At 71.4% G+C, this 17,358-nt stretch carries 17 protein-coding genes and 1 pseudogene; 9 read left to right on the forward strand and 9 right to left on the reverse strand.

From position 1 onward, the window contains the following. Position 1: 1 nt before the first annotated feature. The 6 genes from RMT89_RS21380 to RMT89_RS21405 are packed head-to-tail and all read right to left on the reverse strand — an operon-like array spanning position 2 to position 5,385. Positions 2–1,852: a proton-conducting transporter membrane subunit gene (locus tag RMT89_RS21380; protein WP_315885357.1), complete on the reverse strand. Its 1,851-nt coding sequence runs from the start codon at positions 1,850–1,852 to the stop codon at positions 2–4. Beyond that, positions 1,849–2,154 (reverse strand): NADH-quinone oxidoreductase subunit NuoK, encoded by a 306-nt coding sequence (gene nuoK / locus RMT89_RS21385; protein ID WP_315885358.1) that lies wholly within the window; start codon positions 2,152–2,154, stop codon positions 1,849–1,851. The genes RMT89_RS21380 and nuoK overlap by 4 nt, the downstream gene beginning before the upstream one ends. After that, positions 2,151–2,720: an NADH-quinone oxidoreductase subunit J gene (locus RMT89_RS21390; protein ID WP_399498453.1), complete on the reverse strand. Its 570-nt coding sequence runs from the start codon at positions 2,718–2,720 to the stop codon at positions 2,151–2,153. The genes nuoK and RMT89_RS21390 overlap by 4 nt, the downstream gene beginning before the upstream one ends. Positions 2,721–2,727: 7 nt before the next feature. Continuing rightward, a complete protein-coding gene (locus tag RMT89_RS21395; RefSeq protein ID WP_315885359.1) occupies positions 2,728–3,672 on the reverse strand; it encodes an NADH-quinone oxidoreductase subunit H in 945 nt (314 codons plus the stop codon). Next, positions 3,665–5,044 carry a hypothetical protein gene (locus tag RMT89_RS21400; protein ID WP_315885360.1) on the reverse strand — a complete coding sequence of 460 codons (1,380 nt, stop codon included), beginning with the start codon at positions 5,042–5,044 and terminating at the stop codon, positions 3,665–3,667. Before RMT89_RS21400 ends, RMT89_RS21395 begins: the two co-directional genes overlap by 8 nt. Then, positions 5,035–5,385, reverse strand: a complete 351-nt coding sequence (locus RMT89_RS21405; protein ID WP_315885361.1) for an NADH-quinone oxidoreductase subunit A — start codon at positions 5,383–5,385, stop codon at positions 5,035–5,037. The genes RMT89_RS21400 and RMT89_RS21405 overlap by 10 nt, the downstream gene beginning before the upstream one ends. Before the next feature lie 209 nt (positions 5,386–5,594). Between RMT89_RS21405 and RMT89_RS21410 the strand changes: the two genes are divergently transcribed. Then, positions 5,595–5,813, forward strand: coding sequence for a heavy metal-associated domain-containing protein (locus RMT89_RS21410; RefSeq protein WP_315885362.1), 219 nt, complete (start codon positions 5,595–5,597; stop codon positions 5,811–5,813). Positions 5,814–6,105: 292 nt separating this feature from the next. Here the strand turns inward: RMT89_RS21410 and RMT89_RS21415 are convergent. Next, a pseudogene (locus RMT89_RS21415) lies at positions 6,106–7,071 on the reverse strand (hypothetical protein). Between the two features lie 176 nt (positions 7,072–7,247). On the opposite strand from RMT89_RS21415, the gene RMT89_RS21420 reads away from it, so the two are divergent. The 3 genes from RMT89_RS21420 (at position 7,248) to RMT89_RS21430 (ending at position 10,204) form a co-directional block, all read left to right on the forward strand. Next, entirely contained in the window at positions 7,248–7,523 is a 276-nt protein-coding gene (locus tag RMT89_RS21420) for a heavy-metal-associated domain-containing protein (RefSeq protein ID WP_315885363.1), read from the forward strand. 80 nt (positions 7,524–7,603) lie between these two features. Then, the gene (locus tag RMT89_RS21425; protein WP_315885364.1) at positions 7,604–9,865 is read left to right on the forward strand and encodes a heavy metal translocating P-type ATPase; all 2,262 of its coding nucleotides are present in this window, start codon (positions 7,604–7,606) and stop codon (positions 9,863–9,865) included. A 27-nt stretch (positions 9,866–9,892) separates the two neighbouring features. After that, positions 9,893–10,204 (forward strand): metal-sensitive transcriptional regulator, encoded by a 312-nt coding sequence (locus RMT89_RS21430; protein ID WP_315885365.1) that lies wholly within the window; start codon positions 9,893–9,895, stop codon positions 10,202–10,204. On the opposite strand, the gene RMT89_RS21435 is transcribed toward RMT89_RS21430, so the two are convergent. Further along, a complete protein-coding gene (locus RMT89_RS21435; protein ID WP_315885366.1) occupies positions 10,090–11,055 on the reverse strand; it encodes a pirin family protein in 966 nt (321 codons plus the stop codon). The two genes, RMT89_RS21430 and RMT89_RS21435, sit on opposite strands and share 115 nt — an antisense overlap. 111 nt (positions 11,056–11,166) lie before the next feature. On the opposite strand from RMT89_RS21435, the gene RMT89_RS21440 reads away from it, so the two are divergent. Next, positions 11,167–11,676, forward strand: a complete 510-nt coding sequence (locus RMT89_RS21440; protein WP_315885367.1) for a MarR family transcriptional regulator — start codon at positions 11,167–11,169, stop codon at positions 11,674–11,676. Further along, positions 11,673–12,095 (forward strand): MarR family transcriptional regulator, encoded by a 423-nt coding sequence (locus RMT89_RS21445; protein ID WP_315885368.1) that lies wholly within the window; start codon positions 11,673–11,675, stop codon positions 12,093–12,095. The genes RMT89_RS21440 and RMT89_RS21445 overlap by 4 nt, the downstream gene beginning before the upstream one ends. Here RMT89_RS21445 and RMT89_RS21450 read toward each other — a convergent pair. After that, on the reverse strand, positions 12,088–13,521 hold the full coding sequence (locus tag RMT89_RS21450; RefSeq protein WP_315885369.1) for a PepSY-associated TM helix domain-containing protein: 1,434 nt from the start codon (positions 13,519–13,521) through the stop codon (positions 12,088–12,090). The genes RMT89_RS21445 and RMT89_RS21450 overlap by 8 nt on opposite strands. A gap of 131 nt (positions 13,522–13,652) precedes the next feature. On the opposite strand from RMT89_RS21450, the gene RMT89_RS21455 reads away from it, so the two are divergent. From RMT89_RS21455 to RMT89_RS21465, 3 genes are all read left to right on the forward strand, one after another. Beyond that, a complete protein-coding gene (locus RMT89_RS21455; RefSeq protein ID WP_315885370.1) occupies positions 13,653–14,300 on the forward strand; it encodes a peptide deformylase in 648 nt (215 codons plus the stop codon). 188 nt (positions 14,301–14,488) lie between these two features. Further along, the gene (locus RMT89_RS21460; protein WP_315885371.1) at positions 14,489–15,919 is read left to right on the forward strand and encodes a hypothetical protein; all 1,431 of its coding nucleotides are present in this window, start codon (positions 14,489–14,491) and stop codon (positions 15,917–15,919) included. Next, a complete protein-coding gene (locus RMT89_RS21465; protein WP_315885372.1) occupies positions 15,916–17,349 on the forward strand; it encodes a radical SAM/SPASM domain-containing protein in 1,434 nt (477 codons plus the stop codon). The genes RMT89_RS21460 and RMT89_RS21465 overlap by 4 nt, the downstream gene beginning before the upstream one ends. Positions 17,350–17,358: the final 9 nt, after the last annotated feature.

The raw sequence follows: 17,358 nt of genomic DNA on the forward strand, positions 1-17,358 counted from the left end.
GTCACCTCACGAGGACGAGGACGACGGCGAGGACGGTGAAGGCGGCGACCGCCTGAGCGAGGTACTGGTGCAGCTGCCCGGTCTGCGGCCTGCGCGCCCAGCGGCCGAGCGCCCGGGCACCGCCCGCCACACCCTCCACGGTGCCGTCGACGAGCCGCTCCGCCTGGGCATTGGTCCACTGCGCCAATCGGACCGAGCCGCGGGCCGTGCCCTCGACAGCCCGGTCCAGCACCCGGTCGTCGAAGGCAGCAAGGGCGCCGGCCAGACGCAGGACCGGGCCTACGAGGAGGGCTCGTGCCGCGTTTTCCAGGCGCAGCCAGTCCGACACCCAGGCAGTGCTCCGGCCCGGGAGAGCGAGGAGTTGGGGTCCACGCATCCAGACCAAAGCGGAGACGGCCAGCGCGAGCGCGCCGGACAAAACCAACTCCCAGGCCTTCGGGTCCGGTTGTCCCTCGCCGCCGAGCACCCGCTCGACCGAGTCCCGTACGGGCGGGAAGGACGTGACGGTCAGGGCAGCGCAGGCGACGGCCAGGGTGACCAGCGGCAGCCGGGTCGCGTACGGCAGCGGCTCCTCACGGTCGTCCGGTACGGGAGCGGGCTGCCAGACGAACCAGAGGGCCTTGGCGCTGTAGACCGCGGAGATCACCGCACCGGCCAGACCGACGAGGTACAGCGCTGTGTTGTCTTCCAGAGCGCCGGCGAGGAGTACGTCCTTGGCCGCCCACAGCGCCAGCGGCGGGACTCCGGCGAGGGCCAGCGCCGCCACACTGAAGGTGATCCCGGCCGTACGGTTCCGCCGGGCCGCGCCGCGCAGGGCGGGCAGCGCCTTGGTGCCGAGGGCCGTCAGCCAGGCTCCCGCGACGAGGAAGGCCAGGCTCTTGGCAGCGGCATGGGCGATGAGTTGCAGGGTTCCACCGGTGACCGCACCGGCCCCGGCGGCGAGCACCATGAAGCCGATCTGCGCGCAGGTCGAGGCGGCGAGCAGCTGCTTGAGGTCGGTCTGCGCCACGGCGACCAGGCCGAGCACCACCGCCGTCACCGCACCCGTCCACGCCACGACCGGTCCGCCCCAGCCGGACTGCGCGAGCAGCGGCTCCAGCCGCAGCAGCAGATACGCCCCCGCCACCACCATGGTCGCCGAGTGCAGCAGGGCCGAGACAGGACTCGGGCCCTGCATGGCACGGGACAGCCAGAAGCTGAACGGCAGTTGGGCCGACTTGCCGAACGCGGCCGCGATGACGCCGGCGGTGATGACCGCGGACCACGCGCCCGTCGCGTCCGGGAGCTCGTCGAGGGCGAGGGAGCCGGCCTGCCCGCTCGCCAGCGCCGCCCCGGCGGCGAGGTAGAGGCCGAGGTCGGCGGCGCGGGTGGTGAGGAAGGCCGTGTTGGCGGCGTCGCCGCGCTCGGGGTCGCGCCACCAGTAGCCGATCAGGGCCCAGGAGGTGGCGCCCATCACCTCCCATGCCATCAGCAGGACCGGCAGCGTGGTCGCGGTGACCGTCGTCAGCATCGCGCCGCCGAACAGCAGCATCAGCCCGAAGAAGCGGGCACGTGCCTCACCCGGTCCGATGTCCGCGACGCTGAAGAGAAGGACGGCCGCGGTCACCGCCGTGACGGTGACGACCATGAGGCCCGACAGCCCGTCGACCGCGAGCCCGGCGGCGAGCCCTTCCAGCAGCGGCGCCTCGACCCGAGGGTGCGCGAACGCCACCGCAACGGCGAGGACGAGCGCGGCGACGGCCGTGCCGACCGCGACCGTCGGGGCGCACCGGTCCGCCGGGCGTCCGACGACCGCGAGCAGCGTCCCCACGCTCAGCGGTAGCGCGACGAGCGCCCACAGCAGCGCGCTCACTCCTTCAACTCCGCCGCCATGTCGGTCATGTCGACCTCACGGGAGCGGAACAGCGCGGTGACCACGGCGAACCCGACGGCCATCTCCACCGCCATGACCGTGACCGCCAGGACCACCAGCACCTGCCCGTCGGCGGCGGCCGGGGCGATGTAGTGCCAGACGGCCGCCGCGCCGACGATGATGCCGCCCAGCATCAGTTCGAGGCCCATCATGAGCATCACGATCGACTGCTGGGTGAGCGCGCCGAACAGTCCGATGCTGAACAGAGCCGCGGCGAGCAGCAGAAGGAGCTCCAGGCTCATCGGCCCATCCCTCCCCGTACCGGGTCGCCGGCGGTACGCGCCTTGAGGTCGTCGCCGAAGCGGTCGTAGCGACCCCGGCGGGTTGCCAGAACGACGGTCGCGACGATGGTGGCGAACAGGGCGAGACCCAGGGTCGTCATGGTGAGCATCTGCGAACCCATCAGCGACAGGCCCAGGTCCTTGGTCGGATCGGACGACGGCCTGCCGCGCCGGGACGGCCACGGGGCAAGCAGGATGCCCGCGGCGAGGACGGCGAAGACCGCCGCGCAGATCACGGCCGCGCCCTTCGTGTTGTGCACCATGGTCATCGGCATGAGCCCGGCCGGATTCATCATGTACATCACCATGAACACGGCCATGATGGCCATCTCGATGGTCATCATCAGCACGATCACGACCCCGAGATAGTCCAGCCCGAGCAGCAGTACTTCACCGCCCACGCACAGCAGAGAGGTCAGCAGCGCGTACGTCGCGCGGGCCATGGAGTCGAACCGGAAGACCATGACGCCACTGGCCACCGCCACCAGGGCCAGCACCCAGAAGATCACGTCGTCGAGCACGGCCATCACCTCCTCATCGGTTCAGGACGACCACGGCCACGAACAGGGCCTGAAGCAGCGACAGCGGCACCAGAACCATCCACGCCAGCTCCATGTACCGCTCCATGCGCAGCACGGGCAGCAGCCGGCGCCCGGCCACGAGCAGCGCCAGCACGGCCCCGGTCTTCAGCAGCGTCCACGCCCAGCCCGGCAGCAGCGGGCCGTGCCCGCCGCCGAGGAACAGCGGCACGCTGAAGCCGGCCGTCACCACGAGCAGCATCCACCGGCCGCCCAGCAGCACCAGCCGGTCCACGCCCGACAGTTCGACGGCGGCACCCCCGGCCGCGTCCCGCGCGAGCGGGTACGCGAAGGGCCCCCAGAAGGCCATCGCGAGCGCACTCAGCAGATAGACGACGAACGCGGCCGGCATCCACACCACGAACCACAGCCCGTCCTGAGCCGCGACCACGTCACCCACCCGCAGCGACTCGGCTCCCAGGGCGGCGGTGGTGATGGCGAACATGTGCGGCAGTTCGTACGCCAGCCCCTGCGCCAGGAACCGGTACCCGCCGATCAGCGACAGCGCCGAGTTCGGCCCCCAGCCCACCAGCCAGACCGCCGCCCATGCGAGCGCCTCCATCGCGTTGAACCACACGATGCCGACGGACGGATCGCTCACGGAACGGAACCCCCACGGCAGTACGGCACCCCCGAGCACCGCCGCCACCGGGACCAGCACCACGCCCAGCCTTGCGAGGAGTTGGTCCGCGGCCGTCGTACGGCGCGGCTGCTGGACAAGCAGCCGCAGGGCTTCGCGAACCGGGGCCAGCGCCCGCAGCCCGGCCTCCCGGACGCCCCCGGCAGGACCGCGCTCGGCCGCCCCGGTCAGCACCGCGTCGAACCCAGCCGTGATCACAGCGGCCACGGCCAGGGCGAGGGGAAGGATGACGGTCGCCCACAGTGGCGCTGAATCAGGCATGGGCCGCTCCGGACACGGGCGCGAGCGCGAGTTCGTCGAGGTCGGGGTCCAGGCTGGCCACGATGATCCGCGCGCAGGCGAACTCCGCTCCGGTCAGCAACTCCGGAAGGATGTCGAACAGCGCCTGTGACGGCGGCCGTGGTCCGTCGAGGCGTCCCCGCGGGCCGGTGAGTTCATCCGGCGGCAACTGCCGTTCGTCGTCGAGCACTTCGAGGCCGCGCTCGATCTCGTCCAGCCACCTCCGCAGCCGGTCGTACGCGTCCCCGTCCGCGGCGAGGACCGGCCCGGTCACTCCCGCCTCGCCCGCTCTGGAGGACGACAACTCCCCCAGCCCGGCGATCGACCAACGCAGGGTGCGTGACCGCCGCACTCTGCGCAGCACCCCCAGGGTGCCTCCGATCCCCTCGCGCGACGCTCCCGACAGCAACTCGTCCCGCAGCCGACGGCATCGCCCTGCGGCGTCGTCCCAGCCGACGACAGCGAGGAGCCGCCCCGCACTGTCCAGATGCGCGGCACAACGCCGACGCGCCGCGCTTCCCCTGGTGACCTCCTCGCCCTGCGCCGCCCGCAGCCATGGCTCGTCCCAGAAGGGCAGTCGATGGCCGGGCGGTACGGGGAGATGGTCGACCTCGACGTCCTGTACGACGTCTCCTTGCAGGGTGAGGCGGAGAACGAGCCCCGTTGGCCAGTCGGTCAGGCCGGGACCGATCGGGACGTGCAGCTGATCGAGCCTCAACTCGTCCCGGTCGTCTCCCCGTTCGGCCATCGGCAGGCCCGCCACCTCACCCATGGCGTGCATGTCGTGACCCATGTGATCCACATGACCGCCATGACTTTCGTGCTCCATATGATCCGTGTGCGGGGCATGGTCGTCGGGGCGGTGGTTCTCATGCCCCTCATGGCCCGAGTGAGCCGCACGGCCGCCCTGGCCGTGGTCCATGGAGGGGAACGGATGGCCTTGATCGCCACCGTGCCCCTGGTGCTCGCCTTGCGCACGACCATCAGACTCGCGCTCCGCGGCCGCCTGTTGGTCGTCTTTGTCGGCCTCTCGCGGAGTAACCGCCCTGTCGGTCAGATCCCTCCGCACCCTCTCGAGCGCGTGCGCGGCATGCCCCGTCTCCTCGACCACAATGCGCACGGCCGGCTCCGGCATCGACCCTTCGATATCGTCCAGCCACTCCGCGTCCCCCGGCTCCGAGGCGCCACAGACGACCATCAGGTCGGCGCCGGCCGGGGCGCCCGCCGCCGGCCACCCACACCGACGGACCTCTGCCTCCACCTCCAGCCGGATCTCCGTCGCTCCGGGCAGCGCGACCACCAGCACCGCCGGACGCCGCATCGCCGTACGCCGCAGGAGGCCTCTCAGGTCCACCGCAGGGCTCCCTCACGCCAGGCGTACGCCACCGCCGCGAACAGGATCCCCAGGAAGAGGAACATCTCCACGACGGCAGTGGTGCCCACCTCCGAGACGACCTTCACCCACGGGTACATGAAGAGCATCTCCATGTCGAAGGCCAGAAAGATCATGGTGACCGCGTACCAGCGCACATGGAACCGGGACACAGCGTGCTCGCCCGGCCTGAGACCTCCGGCGAAGGGGCCCGCTTCGAGGGGAGTCCGCACTGCCGCCAGCCACAGGCCCAGTCCGTAGAGGAGAGCCAGACCGGCACCGACCACACCGAGAAGGGCCAGCATCGGCTGCCATGTGTCCATCCCGCCCGACCTCCGTTCTCGGCGTCATACGGCTCATGGTGCGCGACCGGCTGGTTCAGGCCCTGGAGGCGTGGCCCATGGCGCAGGGCGAGGCAACCGGAGCACCGCACCACGAAGGACGTTAGTGGTGGGAATGCGGCCGGAACCACCCCGGGGACACATTACCCCGTGGGGGTATCCTTGGGCCTCTCTTCGGAAGGAGTAAGCACATGGTTCAGAAGGTGTACGACGTCAAGGGCATGACGTGCGCTCACTGCGTCCGGGCCGTCAGCTCCGAACTCAACGGCCTCCCCGGAGTCGAGGACGTCCAGGTGGATCTGCCGTCGGGCAAGGTCACGGGGACCAGCGAGCAGCCGCTGGATCCCGGCGCCGTCGCCGCCGCGGTCGACGAGGCCGGCTACGCGCTCGTCGGCGGCGAGAGCCAGTGAACCGGCGGGCAGAACTGCTGCGCCGGGCAGTCGGTCACCGTGTCGTCAGGCTTACGGCCGCGGCGCTCCTCCAGGCCGCGGCCTCTCGCCTGGCAGATGCCGGAGCCGCCCCGGCGCGGAAGCCCTGCGCGTGCCGCGACGCCGCCCGCACGGTTCGCTGAGCCAGGGCCAGGGCCGGGGCGGGGCGAGCGTCGCCAGGCGCCCGTTCCCCCTGAGGCCTGCGCCAGCCATGATCAGGCCACAACACTGGGACGCCACTGCCCCCACCTCGCCCCAGCGAGGACCACGCGTCTCAGTGTGCGTGCTCGGCCTCTCCCTCGGCGGGCTTGGCCTCTGAGGGCTTCTCGGGCTCGCCCACCGCGCCGCCCGCGAGCATCGTGAAGGCTGCAGTGCGCACCTTGCCCTCGTGCGGGAAGTCCAGGAACAGGCGGTACGCGCCGGTGCTGGGCGCGGTAGCCGTGAAGGAGACCTCGGGGCCGGGCTGGGTCATGCCGTCGCCGGGCTCGCCGTTGGGGTGGACGTGCAGGGAGGCGAGGTCACCTGAGCGCAGGGCGACCAGGTGGCCGTAGGCGCCCAGGTACGGCTGAAGATCCCGGACCCGCTCGCCGCCCTTGTTCACTGTCAGCGTCACTTCGCCGGCCTTGCCGGGGGTCAGGTCGCCGTCGAGCTTCACCTCCTAGCCATCGATCCTGGCGGTGGTGTTGCGCTCGGGCAGCTCAGCGGGGTCGTACGTTCCGGAGGCCGCGAGGTCCGCGCCAAGGGTGAGTGCCTCGCCGCCCCTGGGCTTGAAGTCGGCGAAGACGCGGTAGCTGCCGGCCTTGGGCAGGTCCACCGGGGTGGAGCAGGTGCCGTCCGCGGCGCGGGCTGGGTGCAGATGGCGATAGACGCTCAGATCTCGTGAGGCGAGGATGAGGTGCAGCTCCTTGCCGTGTTCGCGCTGGTAGGCGGTGACCTTGCGGCCGATGCTGTCCTGTATGACGGCGAAGCGCAGCTCGGCCTTCCTGCCGGCCTCGATGCGCGGGGTCTTCAGGTCGAGCGTGTAGCCGCCCTGTGAGACCTCAAGACCTCCCGGCACTGCCGCCTCACGGCCGCCACTCGCCCCTTCGTGACCGGCCGCCACGTGACCGTCGGGACCGCCGTGAGCACCACCCTTCGGTTCGGGCGGGATCGCGTCGACCGTGCCGCCGACACCGTAGGCGGTGCCGAAAGTCGTGGCGAGCGCGGCGGCTCAGGCGGTGATCCGCAGTCCGGTGTTCATGACCCACTCCTCTTCTCCGGGCCGCTCATTGATACGGCCTATGCACTTCAACATACCCCTGGGGGGTATGAATTCGAGCAGGATGGTCAGCCCTTGCGGAGAATACGGGAGGGGGGTATACATGACTCGTCGCGAGGTACCCCCTAGGGGTATAGCTGCCAGCTACGGAGAATCCCATGTCGAACAACTGCTGCACCTCTGACGGAAGCTGCCACACCAGCGCGGAGATCAAGAGCACCTACAGGGTCGACGGCGTCGGCAGTGCTCACTGCCAGGGCATCGTCGCCAAGGCGGTGGGCGGTCTGGACGAGATCACCACGGTCGACGTCGAGATCGGCACCGGCCTGGTCACCGTGACCACCGCCACCGCGCCCGACGAGGAGCTCGACGCGCTGATCGCCAAGACCGTCGACGAGGCCGGCTACGACTTCGCCGGCCGCGTGCCCGCCTGACCTACCAGCATCGGCGGGGCCGCCCTGCCAGACCGGCCCCGCCCCTCCCCCATCGAATCCGTGAGCTGCGAGGAGCAGACATGACCACCACCACGCCCGGCGCCGAGGTCGAACTCGCCATCGGCGGCATGACCTGCGCCTCGTGCGCCGCTCGGATCGAGAAGAAGCTCAACCGCATGGACGGGGTCGAGGCCACCGTCAACTACGCCACGGAGAAGGCCAAGGTCACCTTCCGCGAGGACATAGCCGTGGCGGACCTGATCGCGACGGTCGAGGCCACCGGCTACACGGCACGCGAGCCCGAGCCGATACGCACCGAGCCGGAAGCCGGCGGTGGCCCCGCGCAGGACCTGGGCGACGAACTGCGGCCGCTGCGCCAGCGGTTGACGGCTGCGGTGGCCCTCGCGGTGCCGGTGATCGCGATGGCGATGATCCCGGCGTTGCAGTTCGAGTATTGGCAGTGGCTCTCGCTGACGCTGGCAGCGCCCGTGGTGACGTATGCCGCCTGGCCCTTCCACAAGGCCGCCTTCACCAACGCGCGGCACGGCGCGGCGACCATGGACACGTTGATCTCGGTCGGCACATCGGCCGCGTTCCTGTGGTCCCTGTGGGCGCTGTTCTTCGGCACCGCCGGAACGCCCGGCATGACGCATCCCTTCGAGCTCACCATCGCCCGCACCGACGGCGCCGGGAACATCTACCTGGAAGCCGCCGCCGGAGTCACGGCCTTCATCCTGGCCGGGCGCTACTTCGAGGCCCGTTCCAAGCGGAAGGCGGGCGCGGCACTGAAGGCTCTGCTGGAGCTGGGCGCCAAGGAAGTCACGGTGCTGCGCGAGGGCCGGGAAGAGCTCATTGCGGTCGGTGATTTGAAGGTCGGCGACCGGTTCCTCGTACGGCCCGGCGAGAAGATCGCCACCGACGGTGTGGTCGTCGAGGGCTCGTCCGCCATTGACGCCTCGATGCTCACCGGCGAGTCGGTGCCGGTCGAGGTCGGCACCGGGGACGCCGTCACGGGGGCCACGCTGAACGCCGGCGGCCGCCTGGTCGTCGAGGCCACCCGGATCGGCGCCGACACCCAGCTCGCCCGCATGGCCAAGCTGGTGGAGGACGCGCAGAACGGCAAGGCCTCCGCACAGCGGCTCGCCGACAAGATCTCCGCTGTCTTCGTCCCGGTCGTGATCGCCCTCGCGCTCGGCACCCTTGGCTTCTGGCTCGGCAACGGCGCGGGCCTGACGGCCGCCTTCACCGCAGCCGTCGCCGTCCTGATCATCGCTTGCCCGTGCGCCCTGGGCCTGGCGACGCCGACCGCGCTGATGGTCGGCACCGGGCGCGGCGCCCAGCTCGGAATCCTCATCAAGGGGCCGGAGGTCCTGGAGACGACGCGCAAGGTCGACACCATCGTCCTGGACAAGACCGGCACCGTCACTACCGGCACGATGACCCTGCTCGCCGTGCACACCGCCGAGGGCACCGACGAGGACGAGGTCCTGCGCCTCGCGGGCGCCCTGGAGCACGCCTCCGAACACCCCATCGCCCAGGCCGTCGCCTCCGGCGCCGCCGCCCGGGTCGGCACACTGCCCACCCCCGAGGACTTCGCGAACATCGCCGGCCTCGGCGTCCAGGGCATCGTCGAGGGCCACGCGGTCCTCGTCGGCCGCGAGAAGCTGCTCGCCGAGTGGGCCATCTCCCTGCCGGAGGAGCTTCAGTGCGCCAAGACGGACGCGGAAGCGGCCGGACGTACCGCCATCGCGGTCGCCTGGGACGGCGAGGCCCGCGCGGTCCTCGAAGTCGCCGACGCCATAAAGGAGACCAGCCCGGAAGCCATTCGGCGGCTCCGCGCCCTCGGCCTGACGCCGATGCTGCTGACCGGTGACAACAAGGCGGTCGCCGAATCGGTCGCCGCGGAGGTGGGCATCGCGCCTGAGCACGTGATCGCCGAGGTCATGCCGCAGGACAAGGTCGACGCCGTCAAGCGCCTGCAGACCGAGGGCCGTTCGGTCGCCATGGTCGGCGACGGCGTCAACGACGCCGCCGCACTCGCCCAGGCCGACCTGGGTCTGGCCATGGGCACCGGCACCGACGCCGCGATCGAGGCGGGCGACCTCACGCTGGTGCGAGGCGATCTGCGGGTCGCGGCGGACGCCATCCGCCTCTCCCGCAAGACGCTGGGCACCATCAGGTCCAACCTCTTCTGGGCCTTCGCCTACAACGTCGCCGCCCTGCCGCTCGCCGCCGCCGGCCTGCTCAACCCGATGATCGCAGGCGCGGCCATGGCCTTCTCCTCGGTCTTCGTGGTCGGCAACAGCCTCCGCCTGCGCGGCTTCCAGCCCGCCGACCACTGAGCAGCCCCCAAGATGAAGGTGGCAACCATGACCGGGTACCACGACCAGAAGGACGACATCGTCCGACGACTGCGCCGGATCGAGGGCCAAGTGCGGGGGCTGCAACGAATGGTCGAGGAGGACGCCTACTGCATCAACGTCCTCACTCAGGTCGCCGCCACCAACGCCGCGCTCCAGTCCTGCGCCCTGGCCCTCCTGGACAGGAACTCAGGCATTCCTGCCGGTCAGCGCACCCTTCCCCGCGGCTTCAGCCGCGTCGCCGGCAGCTCGGGGGCGGGCAGCGGAGCACCGTCGTACCCCTTCACCTCGCCGAAGCGGGTGCCGGACATCCAGTCCTGACGCGCCTGCTCGATCTCCCCCTGGGACCGTCCGATCCAGTTCCAGAACATGATCAGCTCCTCCTCGAACGGCTCGCCGCCCAGGAGCATCAGGGCCGCCTCCGACTCGGCGCGCAGCGGGAGTTCGGTGCGGCCGCAGCCGAGGTAGAGCATCGAGCCGGGGAGGACCGGTACGCCGTCGACATGGGCCTCGCCGGACATGGACAGCACGGCGTACTCGAAGTCCGGCTCCAGCGGCAGGCGTGCGTCCGCGCCGCGGGCGAGCGCCAGATCGGCGCCGACGAGGGGCGTGTACGTCGTTCCGGGTGAGCGGGCGCCGTCGAGGGTGCCGAGGATCAGCGTGGCTGTGAGGCCGGGCGCCGTGACGACGGGCAGCTCGGAGTGGTGCTCGAAGTGCGGCTCGGTGTGCCGGTCGCCGTCGGGCAGGGCGACCCACAGCTGCGCGCCGTGCAGGAAGCGGGCGTGCGGCTTCGGGCTCTCCTCGGAGTGGCTGATCGCCCGGCCCGAGGTCATCAGGCCCAGCTCGCGGGGGCGGATCGTCTGCAGGCTGCCGGTGGAATCGCGGTGCAGCACCTCGCCCTCGTGCAGCCAGCTCACCGTCTGCAGGCCCATGTGCGGGTGCGGGGGCACCTGCATTCCGGGCTCGTCGGCGATGTCGTCGGGGCCGTAGTGATCGACGAAGCACCAGGCGCCCACCATGCGGCGGCCCAGGTTGGGCAGCAGTCGGCGCACTTCGGAGGACTCACCGAGCTTGACCCGGCGAGGGCTGAGGAGTTCCCGTACGGGCTCCGCCACGACGAAGCCACGGCCGCCGCACACCGCGGGCACGGGCTCGCGATCAAGATTGCTCATGCCGCCCAAACTAGCCCTGCCGGGGCCTTTCCGTCAGGCCAACTCCGGCGGACTTCACGCCCTCGCCCAAAATAGTAGCCATGTACATAGTAGCTATGTACTCTATTGCTCATGAGTACGGCATCCGAGGGCGCTACGCCCGGCTTCCTGGTCTGGCGACTGTCGATGAAGTGGCGGGTCGCGGTCGATCGCGCGGTGGCCCCGCTGGGGCTGACGCACGCCCAGTACGCCCTGGTCGCGTCGCTGCACGGCATGCACCGCACCGGACTGCGCCCCAGCCAGCGGCGCCTGGCCGACCACACCGGACTCGAACCGCTCTACGTCTCCAAGCTCGCCCGCACCCTGGAGTCCGCGGGCCTCCTGGAGCGCACCCGTGACCCCAAGGACCCGCGCGCCGTCCAACTGGCGCTCACCGAGCGGGGCCACGAGGTGACGGGACAGGCCATCAAGGTCGTCCACGGTCTCCTCCAGCAGCTGCTGGGGCCGCTCGGAGGGCTCGACAGCCCGCGGGCCCGGGAGTTCACCGCCGACCTGGCCACCCTGCTCGACGCACCACTCGATCCGTTCAGCGAGACCGCCGAGAACGCAGAGAACGCAGAGAACAACGAGGAGCAGTCATGACCACCACCACTCCCCTGCTCGACCCCCGCGTCATAGCCCTGGCCCACTACGCGGGCCGCGCGGTTCTGGAGAGCGTGCTGACCCGCCACGGCGTGACGTTCCAGCAGTCCGTCACCCTCCGCATCGTCGCCATCGCCGACGGACCGGTCGAGCGGGACCGGCTCGTCGACGGTGTCGTGGGCGCGCTGAAGATCGACGCGGCGGAGGCCCACTCCGTGGTCGACGAGCTGATCGCCAAGGAGCTGCTGACCCCGCAGGTGGGGATCACGGACGCGGGACGTGAACTCTTCGGGACGACGTCCGCCGAGACCGCCCCCATCAGCGCCCGGATCTACGCCGATATCCCCCAGGAGGACCTCGCCGTCGCCGGACGGGTACTCACGCTCATCACCGAGCGGGCGAACGCCGAGCTCACGTAGTCGCGGACGACGCAGGGGACTCGGCCCCCTCCGCCTCCTCGGCGTTCCCCCTCCCCCGCCGGCGCGCGATCTCGCCGAGCACGATGTCGACGACGAGGAAGACCAGCAGGGAGATCCCGAGCAGCGGGACGAAGTAGCCGACCACGGCCGCCACGACCGCCAGTGGCACCAGGATCTGCGGCGGCACCTGCTGCCAGGCGCCGCGCCGGATCGGCCGGCCGAAGGCGGAGCCGCGGCCGCGCTGCCACCACATGCGGTAGCCCCAGATGATCAGCAGGATCAGCGAGAGGGCGAGCAGCATCAGGGCGATCTGGCTGACCAGGCCGAACAGCACGCCGGTGTGCAGGTCGATGCCCCAGCGGGTCAGCTTGGCGAGCACCGGGTAGTCGGCGAACCGCAGTTCGTCGGTGACCTGACCGGTGCCAGGATCGATGGCGACGGAGTCCTGTTTCGTGGGCCAGCTGCGCTGGATCTGCCTCACCACGTACGCCGACTGCGCGTCCGCGGGCGGCACGATCTCGACCGGGTCGCCGAGCCCCCTCGCCCGGGCCGCCGCGAGCACCTTGTCGAGGCCGACGCCGTGCGCCGCGTCCCCGGCGGCGGCCGAGGCACCGTGACCGGAGTGCTCACCGCCCGCGCTCGCCGAGATCGACGGGGTCGCCCCGCCGAGCGAGGTGCGCAGTTCGTCGATGTTGGCGCCGGTGTACTGCGACCAGGTCAGCCCGGTCGCCGACAGGAACAGGAACCCGGCGGCCGCCCAGGCGCCGACGGTGCCGTGCAGGCCCAGGGTGCGGCGGCGCCCGCTGGTGCCGCGCAGCTTGCGCAGGGCCCGCCGACGCGAGAACCACAGCACCAGACCACCCAGCGCGATCACCCACAGCCAGCTCGCGGCGAGTTCGCTGTACAGGCGGCCGCTCTCACCGAGGCGCAGATCGCGGTGGAACTGGTCGATCCAGGTGCGCAGCGGAAGGGCGCCGGTGGAGCCGTACTGTTCCAGCGAGCCGCGCACCTCGGCGGTGTACGGGTCGACGAAGACGGCGAGGGTGTAGTCCTCGTCGACGCCCTCGACGCCGGACAGCAGCACCCTGGTGGTCGCATCGTCCTCCGGCGAGGGCCGTACGGCGGCGACCGTGCCCTGGGGGTGGGCCTTGCGGGCGGCCGCGACCTGCTCGGAGATCGGCAGCTTCTCGTCACCGACGGGGACGGTCAGCTCGCGCGCGTACACGATCTTCTCGGCCTGGAACGAGGCGGCGTACAGAAAGCCGGTCGCGGCGGCGACGAGCAGGAACGGTGCGACGAGCACTCCGGCGTAGAAGTGCAGCCGCAGTATCAGCGGGCGCAGGGGTGCCCAGGTGCGGCGGGCCGACGCTGGGGTGGCGTCGGTCTTTCGGGCCTCGTCCTCGGTGGTCGAGGGAGCGGTGGACATCGGCGGGCCTCTCCGGGCTGGGGACGCTTGTTGTGCTGTGGCGGTCCAGTAGTCGGGGCGAGGCACCCCGGAGTTCCCGGCCATTGAAGTGACCTGCGTCACAGGCGACGGGCGCGTGGCATCCTGACCCGATGGCATCCCCGAATGATCACGCACCATTGGCTGAACTGGTCGAACAACTCCTCGCCACGGACGGCCCGTTGCCGATCGTCGCGGCGGGCGAGCCGGTACTGCGACGCGCATGCGAGCGCTACGACGGCCAGTTGCCCCCGGCCCTGCTGTCCCGCTTCGTCGCGGCCCTGCGCCTCACCATGCACGCGGCCCCGGGCGTGGGCCTGGCGGCACCGCAGGTGGGCGTCCCGCTGCGGGTCGCCGTGATCGAGGACCCGGCACCGGTGACGGAGGAAGTACGGCTCACCCGCGGGCGGGTGCCGCAGCCGTTCCGGGTGCTGGTGAACCCGTCGTACGAAGCCGTCGGGCCGGCCCGAGCCGCCTTCTTCGAGGGCTGCCTGAGCGTGCCGGGCTGGCAGGCGGTGGTGTCCCGGCCGGCCGCGGTACGCCTGACCGGCGAGGACGAGCACGGGCGCGGGATCGACGAGGTGTTCAGCGGATGGCCCGCCCGGATCGTGCAGCACGAGACGGACCATCTGGACGGGACGCTCTACCTGGACCGGGCCGAACTGCGCTCATTGTCGTCGAACCAGGCGATGGCCGAGCGCTGGACCCAGCCGACACCTGAGGAGGCGGCGGCGGCGCTCGGCTTCGAGGTGCCGCGTTGAGCCGAGCCACTCCTCGACGGAAGAGTTGAGCTGAGCCGCTCCTCGACGGAAGGCCTTTCACCGGCCCCCGGCTCGCATGGCACGCCCGTTTCGGTCACACAGAGTGATAGATTGCGCGCATTCTGTCACCGAGTGGTGTCGTGCCACGCCGGGCACCCCTCCGTCCTCCCCACTCCAAGGAGCAGCCGGTGATCGAACGGCTCTGGCTTCAACCACCCCTCGCCTTCGCCCGGTTGGGCTCCTCCACCGTGCCCTGCGACAACTACCGTTGGGGGCCCAGCGATCTCACACCCCACGGCACGGGCAAGACCACCGTCGTACCGGATCTCACCCTCGACCTCGGCGCCGACGGCACGCTCAGTGCCCGTATGCCGGAGCGCGTGCAGTTCAAGGACTCGGCGGGCTGGCGGCCGGTGTGCCCCTACTTCGAGGTGCACGGGTCCTGGACCGTCGACGGCAAGGCAGGCGAGGGACCGCTGACCGAGCGGGTGCTGGCGGACTCGGGGCTGAGCCTGGCGGACATCCGCTGGGAGGTGTCGGTCGCCAACCTCAAGGCGTACCACCTCACGCAGCAGGAGGGTGACCGGATCGAGGCCCGGGTCGAAGTGGCCGGCGACGACAACCAGCGGCACGTCCTGGCCGGTGTTTCGCCGCAGGACGAGGAGGACCCGCTGGTGCCCTCCGGGACCAGCCTGCCGCTGGGCGCCGTGCAACTGCCCGTGCCCAACCCGGAACTCCCGGGGCTGCGGCTGCGGTTCACTCCGGGGAGCGGCTTCGTCTACGGGCCCACCGACCTGCCGGATCCCCGGTCCGAGGCCGACTACGACATCCCGGCCGGGCGACGCATCCTCAACCCGGATTCCGGGTGGGTCGGTTTCGTCCCGCCGGAGACCGACCCGCGGACCGCTCCGGGCGACCTGTTCGCGGGCGCGGAGCTGGGCCGCAGCGTCGGGCTCGTCGACGACGTGTGCGACGGCACGGTGACCGTCCGGCTGCCGGGCGGGCTGTCGGCGACCGCGCGGATCGTGGCCGGGCCGCCCGACTTCACTCCCGACCGCAGGCCCTTCGTCTCCCTCGCCGACGGCCTGGCCGACCGGCTCAAACGGGACGAGGTTCGCCAGCCGGGATTCCTGGAGGACGAGCAGACCGTACTGGAGATCCGTGACCTGTTCGAGCGCGTGCTGGAGACCATGAACGCGGTCAACGTGGATGTGCAGAACGAACGGTCCGGCGGCCTGAACGCCCGTATCGCCCCCGCCCTGAACGTGTCCCCCACCGAGGCTCGCGCGCTGGCCTTCGAGCCTCCGCAGCCGCTGCTCGGACTGCTGCTCGGCCTCTCCGAACGCGGTCGGCGCCGACACCGCCGGTTCGTGGCCCTGGAAGTGCTGGAGGACATGCTCCGGGAACAGCCCGACCTGATCTCGCGCTGGATCCGCCCGCCCGCCGTGCCGGCCGCCGAGGCGGGTGCCTCGCTCGCCTCCTCGCGGTTCTACACCCGGCAGATGCCCAGCGGCATGCGCGGCTCGGACGCCTACCCCCTGCACCTGACACGCCGCCAGTACGACCTGCTGGTCGGCTGGGCCGCCCGGCTGAGCGAGGACACGGAGCCGAACACATGACCGTACTCCTCCAGATCGGTCGCCGCCCGCCGGACGGTCCGGCTCAACCACGGGGCTCGGCCCGGCCACCGGACGGATCCGCCGAGTTCAAGGTCTTCCGCAGTGCGCGCGGCGCGCATCTCCTCCTCACGGACGGCAGCCGGATCTACGACCTGCCCGAACCGCTCGCCGCCCGGCTGGAGCAGTGGGCGGCGGCGCCCGACGGCACCCCGGCCGACCTCGCCGACCGGCTCGGCCTGCCACTGTGGGACCGGCCTCGAAGGATCGACGGCACCCCCCTCGAACCGCCGCCGCTCTCCTCCCTCTCCCTCAATGTGATGCAGGCCTGCAACCTCAGTTGCGGCCACTGCTACGCCGACGAGGGACGGTTCGGCGGCGCGGCCCGCGCGATGCCCCGGCACACGGCGTACGCCGCTGTCGACCGGCTGCTGGCCGAGGCCGCGCCCGGAGCGGACGTGGTGGTCGGCTTCATGGGCGGCGAACCGCTGCTCGCCCGGGACCTGATCCACGACGTGGTCGGCCACGCGGTGCGGGCCGGCCGGGAGACGGGACACACCGTCCGGTTCTCCCTGACCACCAACCTCACCACCGTTCGGCCCGAGGACGCCCGGCTCTTCGCCGAGCACCCCTTCACCGTCACCGTCAGCCTGGACGGCGACCGGGCGGGCCATGACGCGCTGCGCAAGGCCCCGGGCGGCGTCGGCGCCTACGACCGGCTGCGCGCCGGTCTCGACGTGCTCACCCGGCACGGCCGACCGCGCCATCTCGCCGCCCGGGTCAGCGTCACCCCCAAGACCTCGCGCCTGCTCGACGTGCTGGAGCACGGCATCTCGCTCGGCTTCGACGACGTCGGCTTCGCGGCCGTGGTCAGCGCCCCTGATCCGGCGTACGAGATCGACACCGACGGGTTCACCGGCTTCCTGGAGCAGATGGTGGAGTGCGGTGAGCGGGCCCTGAGCGAACTGTCGGTGGGGCGGAGCTATCCCTTCGGGAACCTGCTGACCGCCCTCGACCAGCTGCACCGCGGCACGCACCGTCCCTACCCCTGCGGCGCGGGTGCCGGCTATCTCAGCGCCTCGGCCGAGGGGGGCCTGTACGCCTGTCACCGCCTGGTCGACGACCCCGCGCACGCGATGGGTTCGGTCGCCGACGGGCCCGACGCCGACGCCCGACGACGCCATCTGACGGCCGGTCACGTCGACCGGACCGAGCCGTGCCGCTCCTGCTGGGCCCGGTACCTGTGCGGGGGTGGGTGCTACCACGAGGTGAGCCGGCGCGGACGGCCGGGCTGCGACTATATCCGCGGCTGGCTGGCCTTCTGCCTGCGTGCCTATGTGGAACTCGCCGAGGCCGTCCCCGACTTCTTCCGCCGGCCGCCGGTGCCGGACGCCCACCCCGCAGCAGGCGCCGGCGGCGCCGGCCTCGTCTGAAGGAGCCCT

The organism is Streptomyces sp. P17 (assembly GCF_032436805.1).
GTDB lineage: Bacteria > Actinomycetota > Actinomycetes > Streptomycetales > Streptomycetaceae > Streptomyces.

What these genes read in the sequence shown, in the direction of transcription:
- nuoK (WP_315885358.1), bottom strand. Translation starts at nt 2,154, where the DNA reads ATGAGCCTGGAGCTCCTTCTGCTGCTCGCCGCGGCTCTGTTCAGCATC.
- RMT89_RS21390 (WP_399498453.1), bottom strand. Translation starts at nt 2,720, where the DNA reads ATGGCCGTGCTCGACGACGTGATCTTCTGGGTGCTGGCCCTGGTGGCG.
- RMT89_RS21395 (WP_315885359.1), bottom strand. Translation starts at nt 3,672, where the DNA reads ATGCCTGATTCAGCGCCACTGTGGGCGACCGTCATCCTTCCCCTCGCC.
- RMT89_RS21405 (WP_315885361.1), bottom strand. Translation starts at nt 5,385, where the DNA reads ATGGACACATGGCAGCCGATGCTGGCCCTTCTCGGTGTGGTCGGTGCC.
- RMT89_RS21410 (WP_315885362.1), top strand. Translation starts at nt 5,595, where the DNA reads ATGGTTCAGAAGGTGTACGACGTCAAGGGCATGACGTGCGCTCACTGC.
- RMT89_RS21420 (WP_315885363.1), top strand. Translation starts at nt 7,248, where the DNA reads ATGTCGAACAACTGCTGCACCTCTGACGGAAGCTGCCACACCAGCGCG.
- RMT89_RS21425 (WP_315885364.1), top strand. Translation starts at nt 7,604, where the DNA reads ATGACCACCACCACGCCCGGCGCCGAGGTCGAACTCGCCATCGGCGGC.
- RMT89_RS21430 (WP_315885365.1), top strand. Translation starts at nt 9,893, where the DNA reads ATGACCGGGTACCACGACCAGAAGGACGACATCGTCCGACGACTGCGC.
- RMT89_RS21435 (WP_315885366.1), bottom strand. Translation starts at nt 11,055, where the DNA reads ATGAGCAATCTTGATCGCGAGCCCGTGCCCGCGGTGTGCGGCGGCCGT.
- RMT89_RS21440 (WP_315885367.1), top strand. Translation starts at nt 11,167, where the DNA reads ATGAGTACGGCATCCGAGGGCGCTACGCCCGGCTTCCTGGTCTGGCGA.
- RMT89_RS21445 (WP_315885368.1), top strand. Translation starts at nt 11,673, where the DNA reads ATGACCACCACCACTCCCCTGCTCGACCCCCGCGTCATAGCCCTGGCC.
- RMT89_RS21450 (WP_315885369.1), bottom strand. Translation starts at nt 13,521, where the DNA reads ATGTCCACCGCTCCCTCGACCACCGAGGACGAGGCCCGAAAGACCGAC.
- RMT89_RS21455 (WP_315885370.1), top strand. Translation starts at nt 13,653, where the DNA reads ATGGCATCCCCGAATGATCACGCACCATTGGCTGAACTGGTCGAACAA.
- RMT89_RS21465 (WP_315885372.1), top strand. Translation starts at nt 15,916, where the DNA reads ATGACCGTACTCCTCCAGATCGGTCGCCGCCCGCCGGACGGTCCGGCT.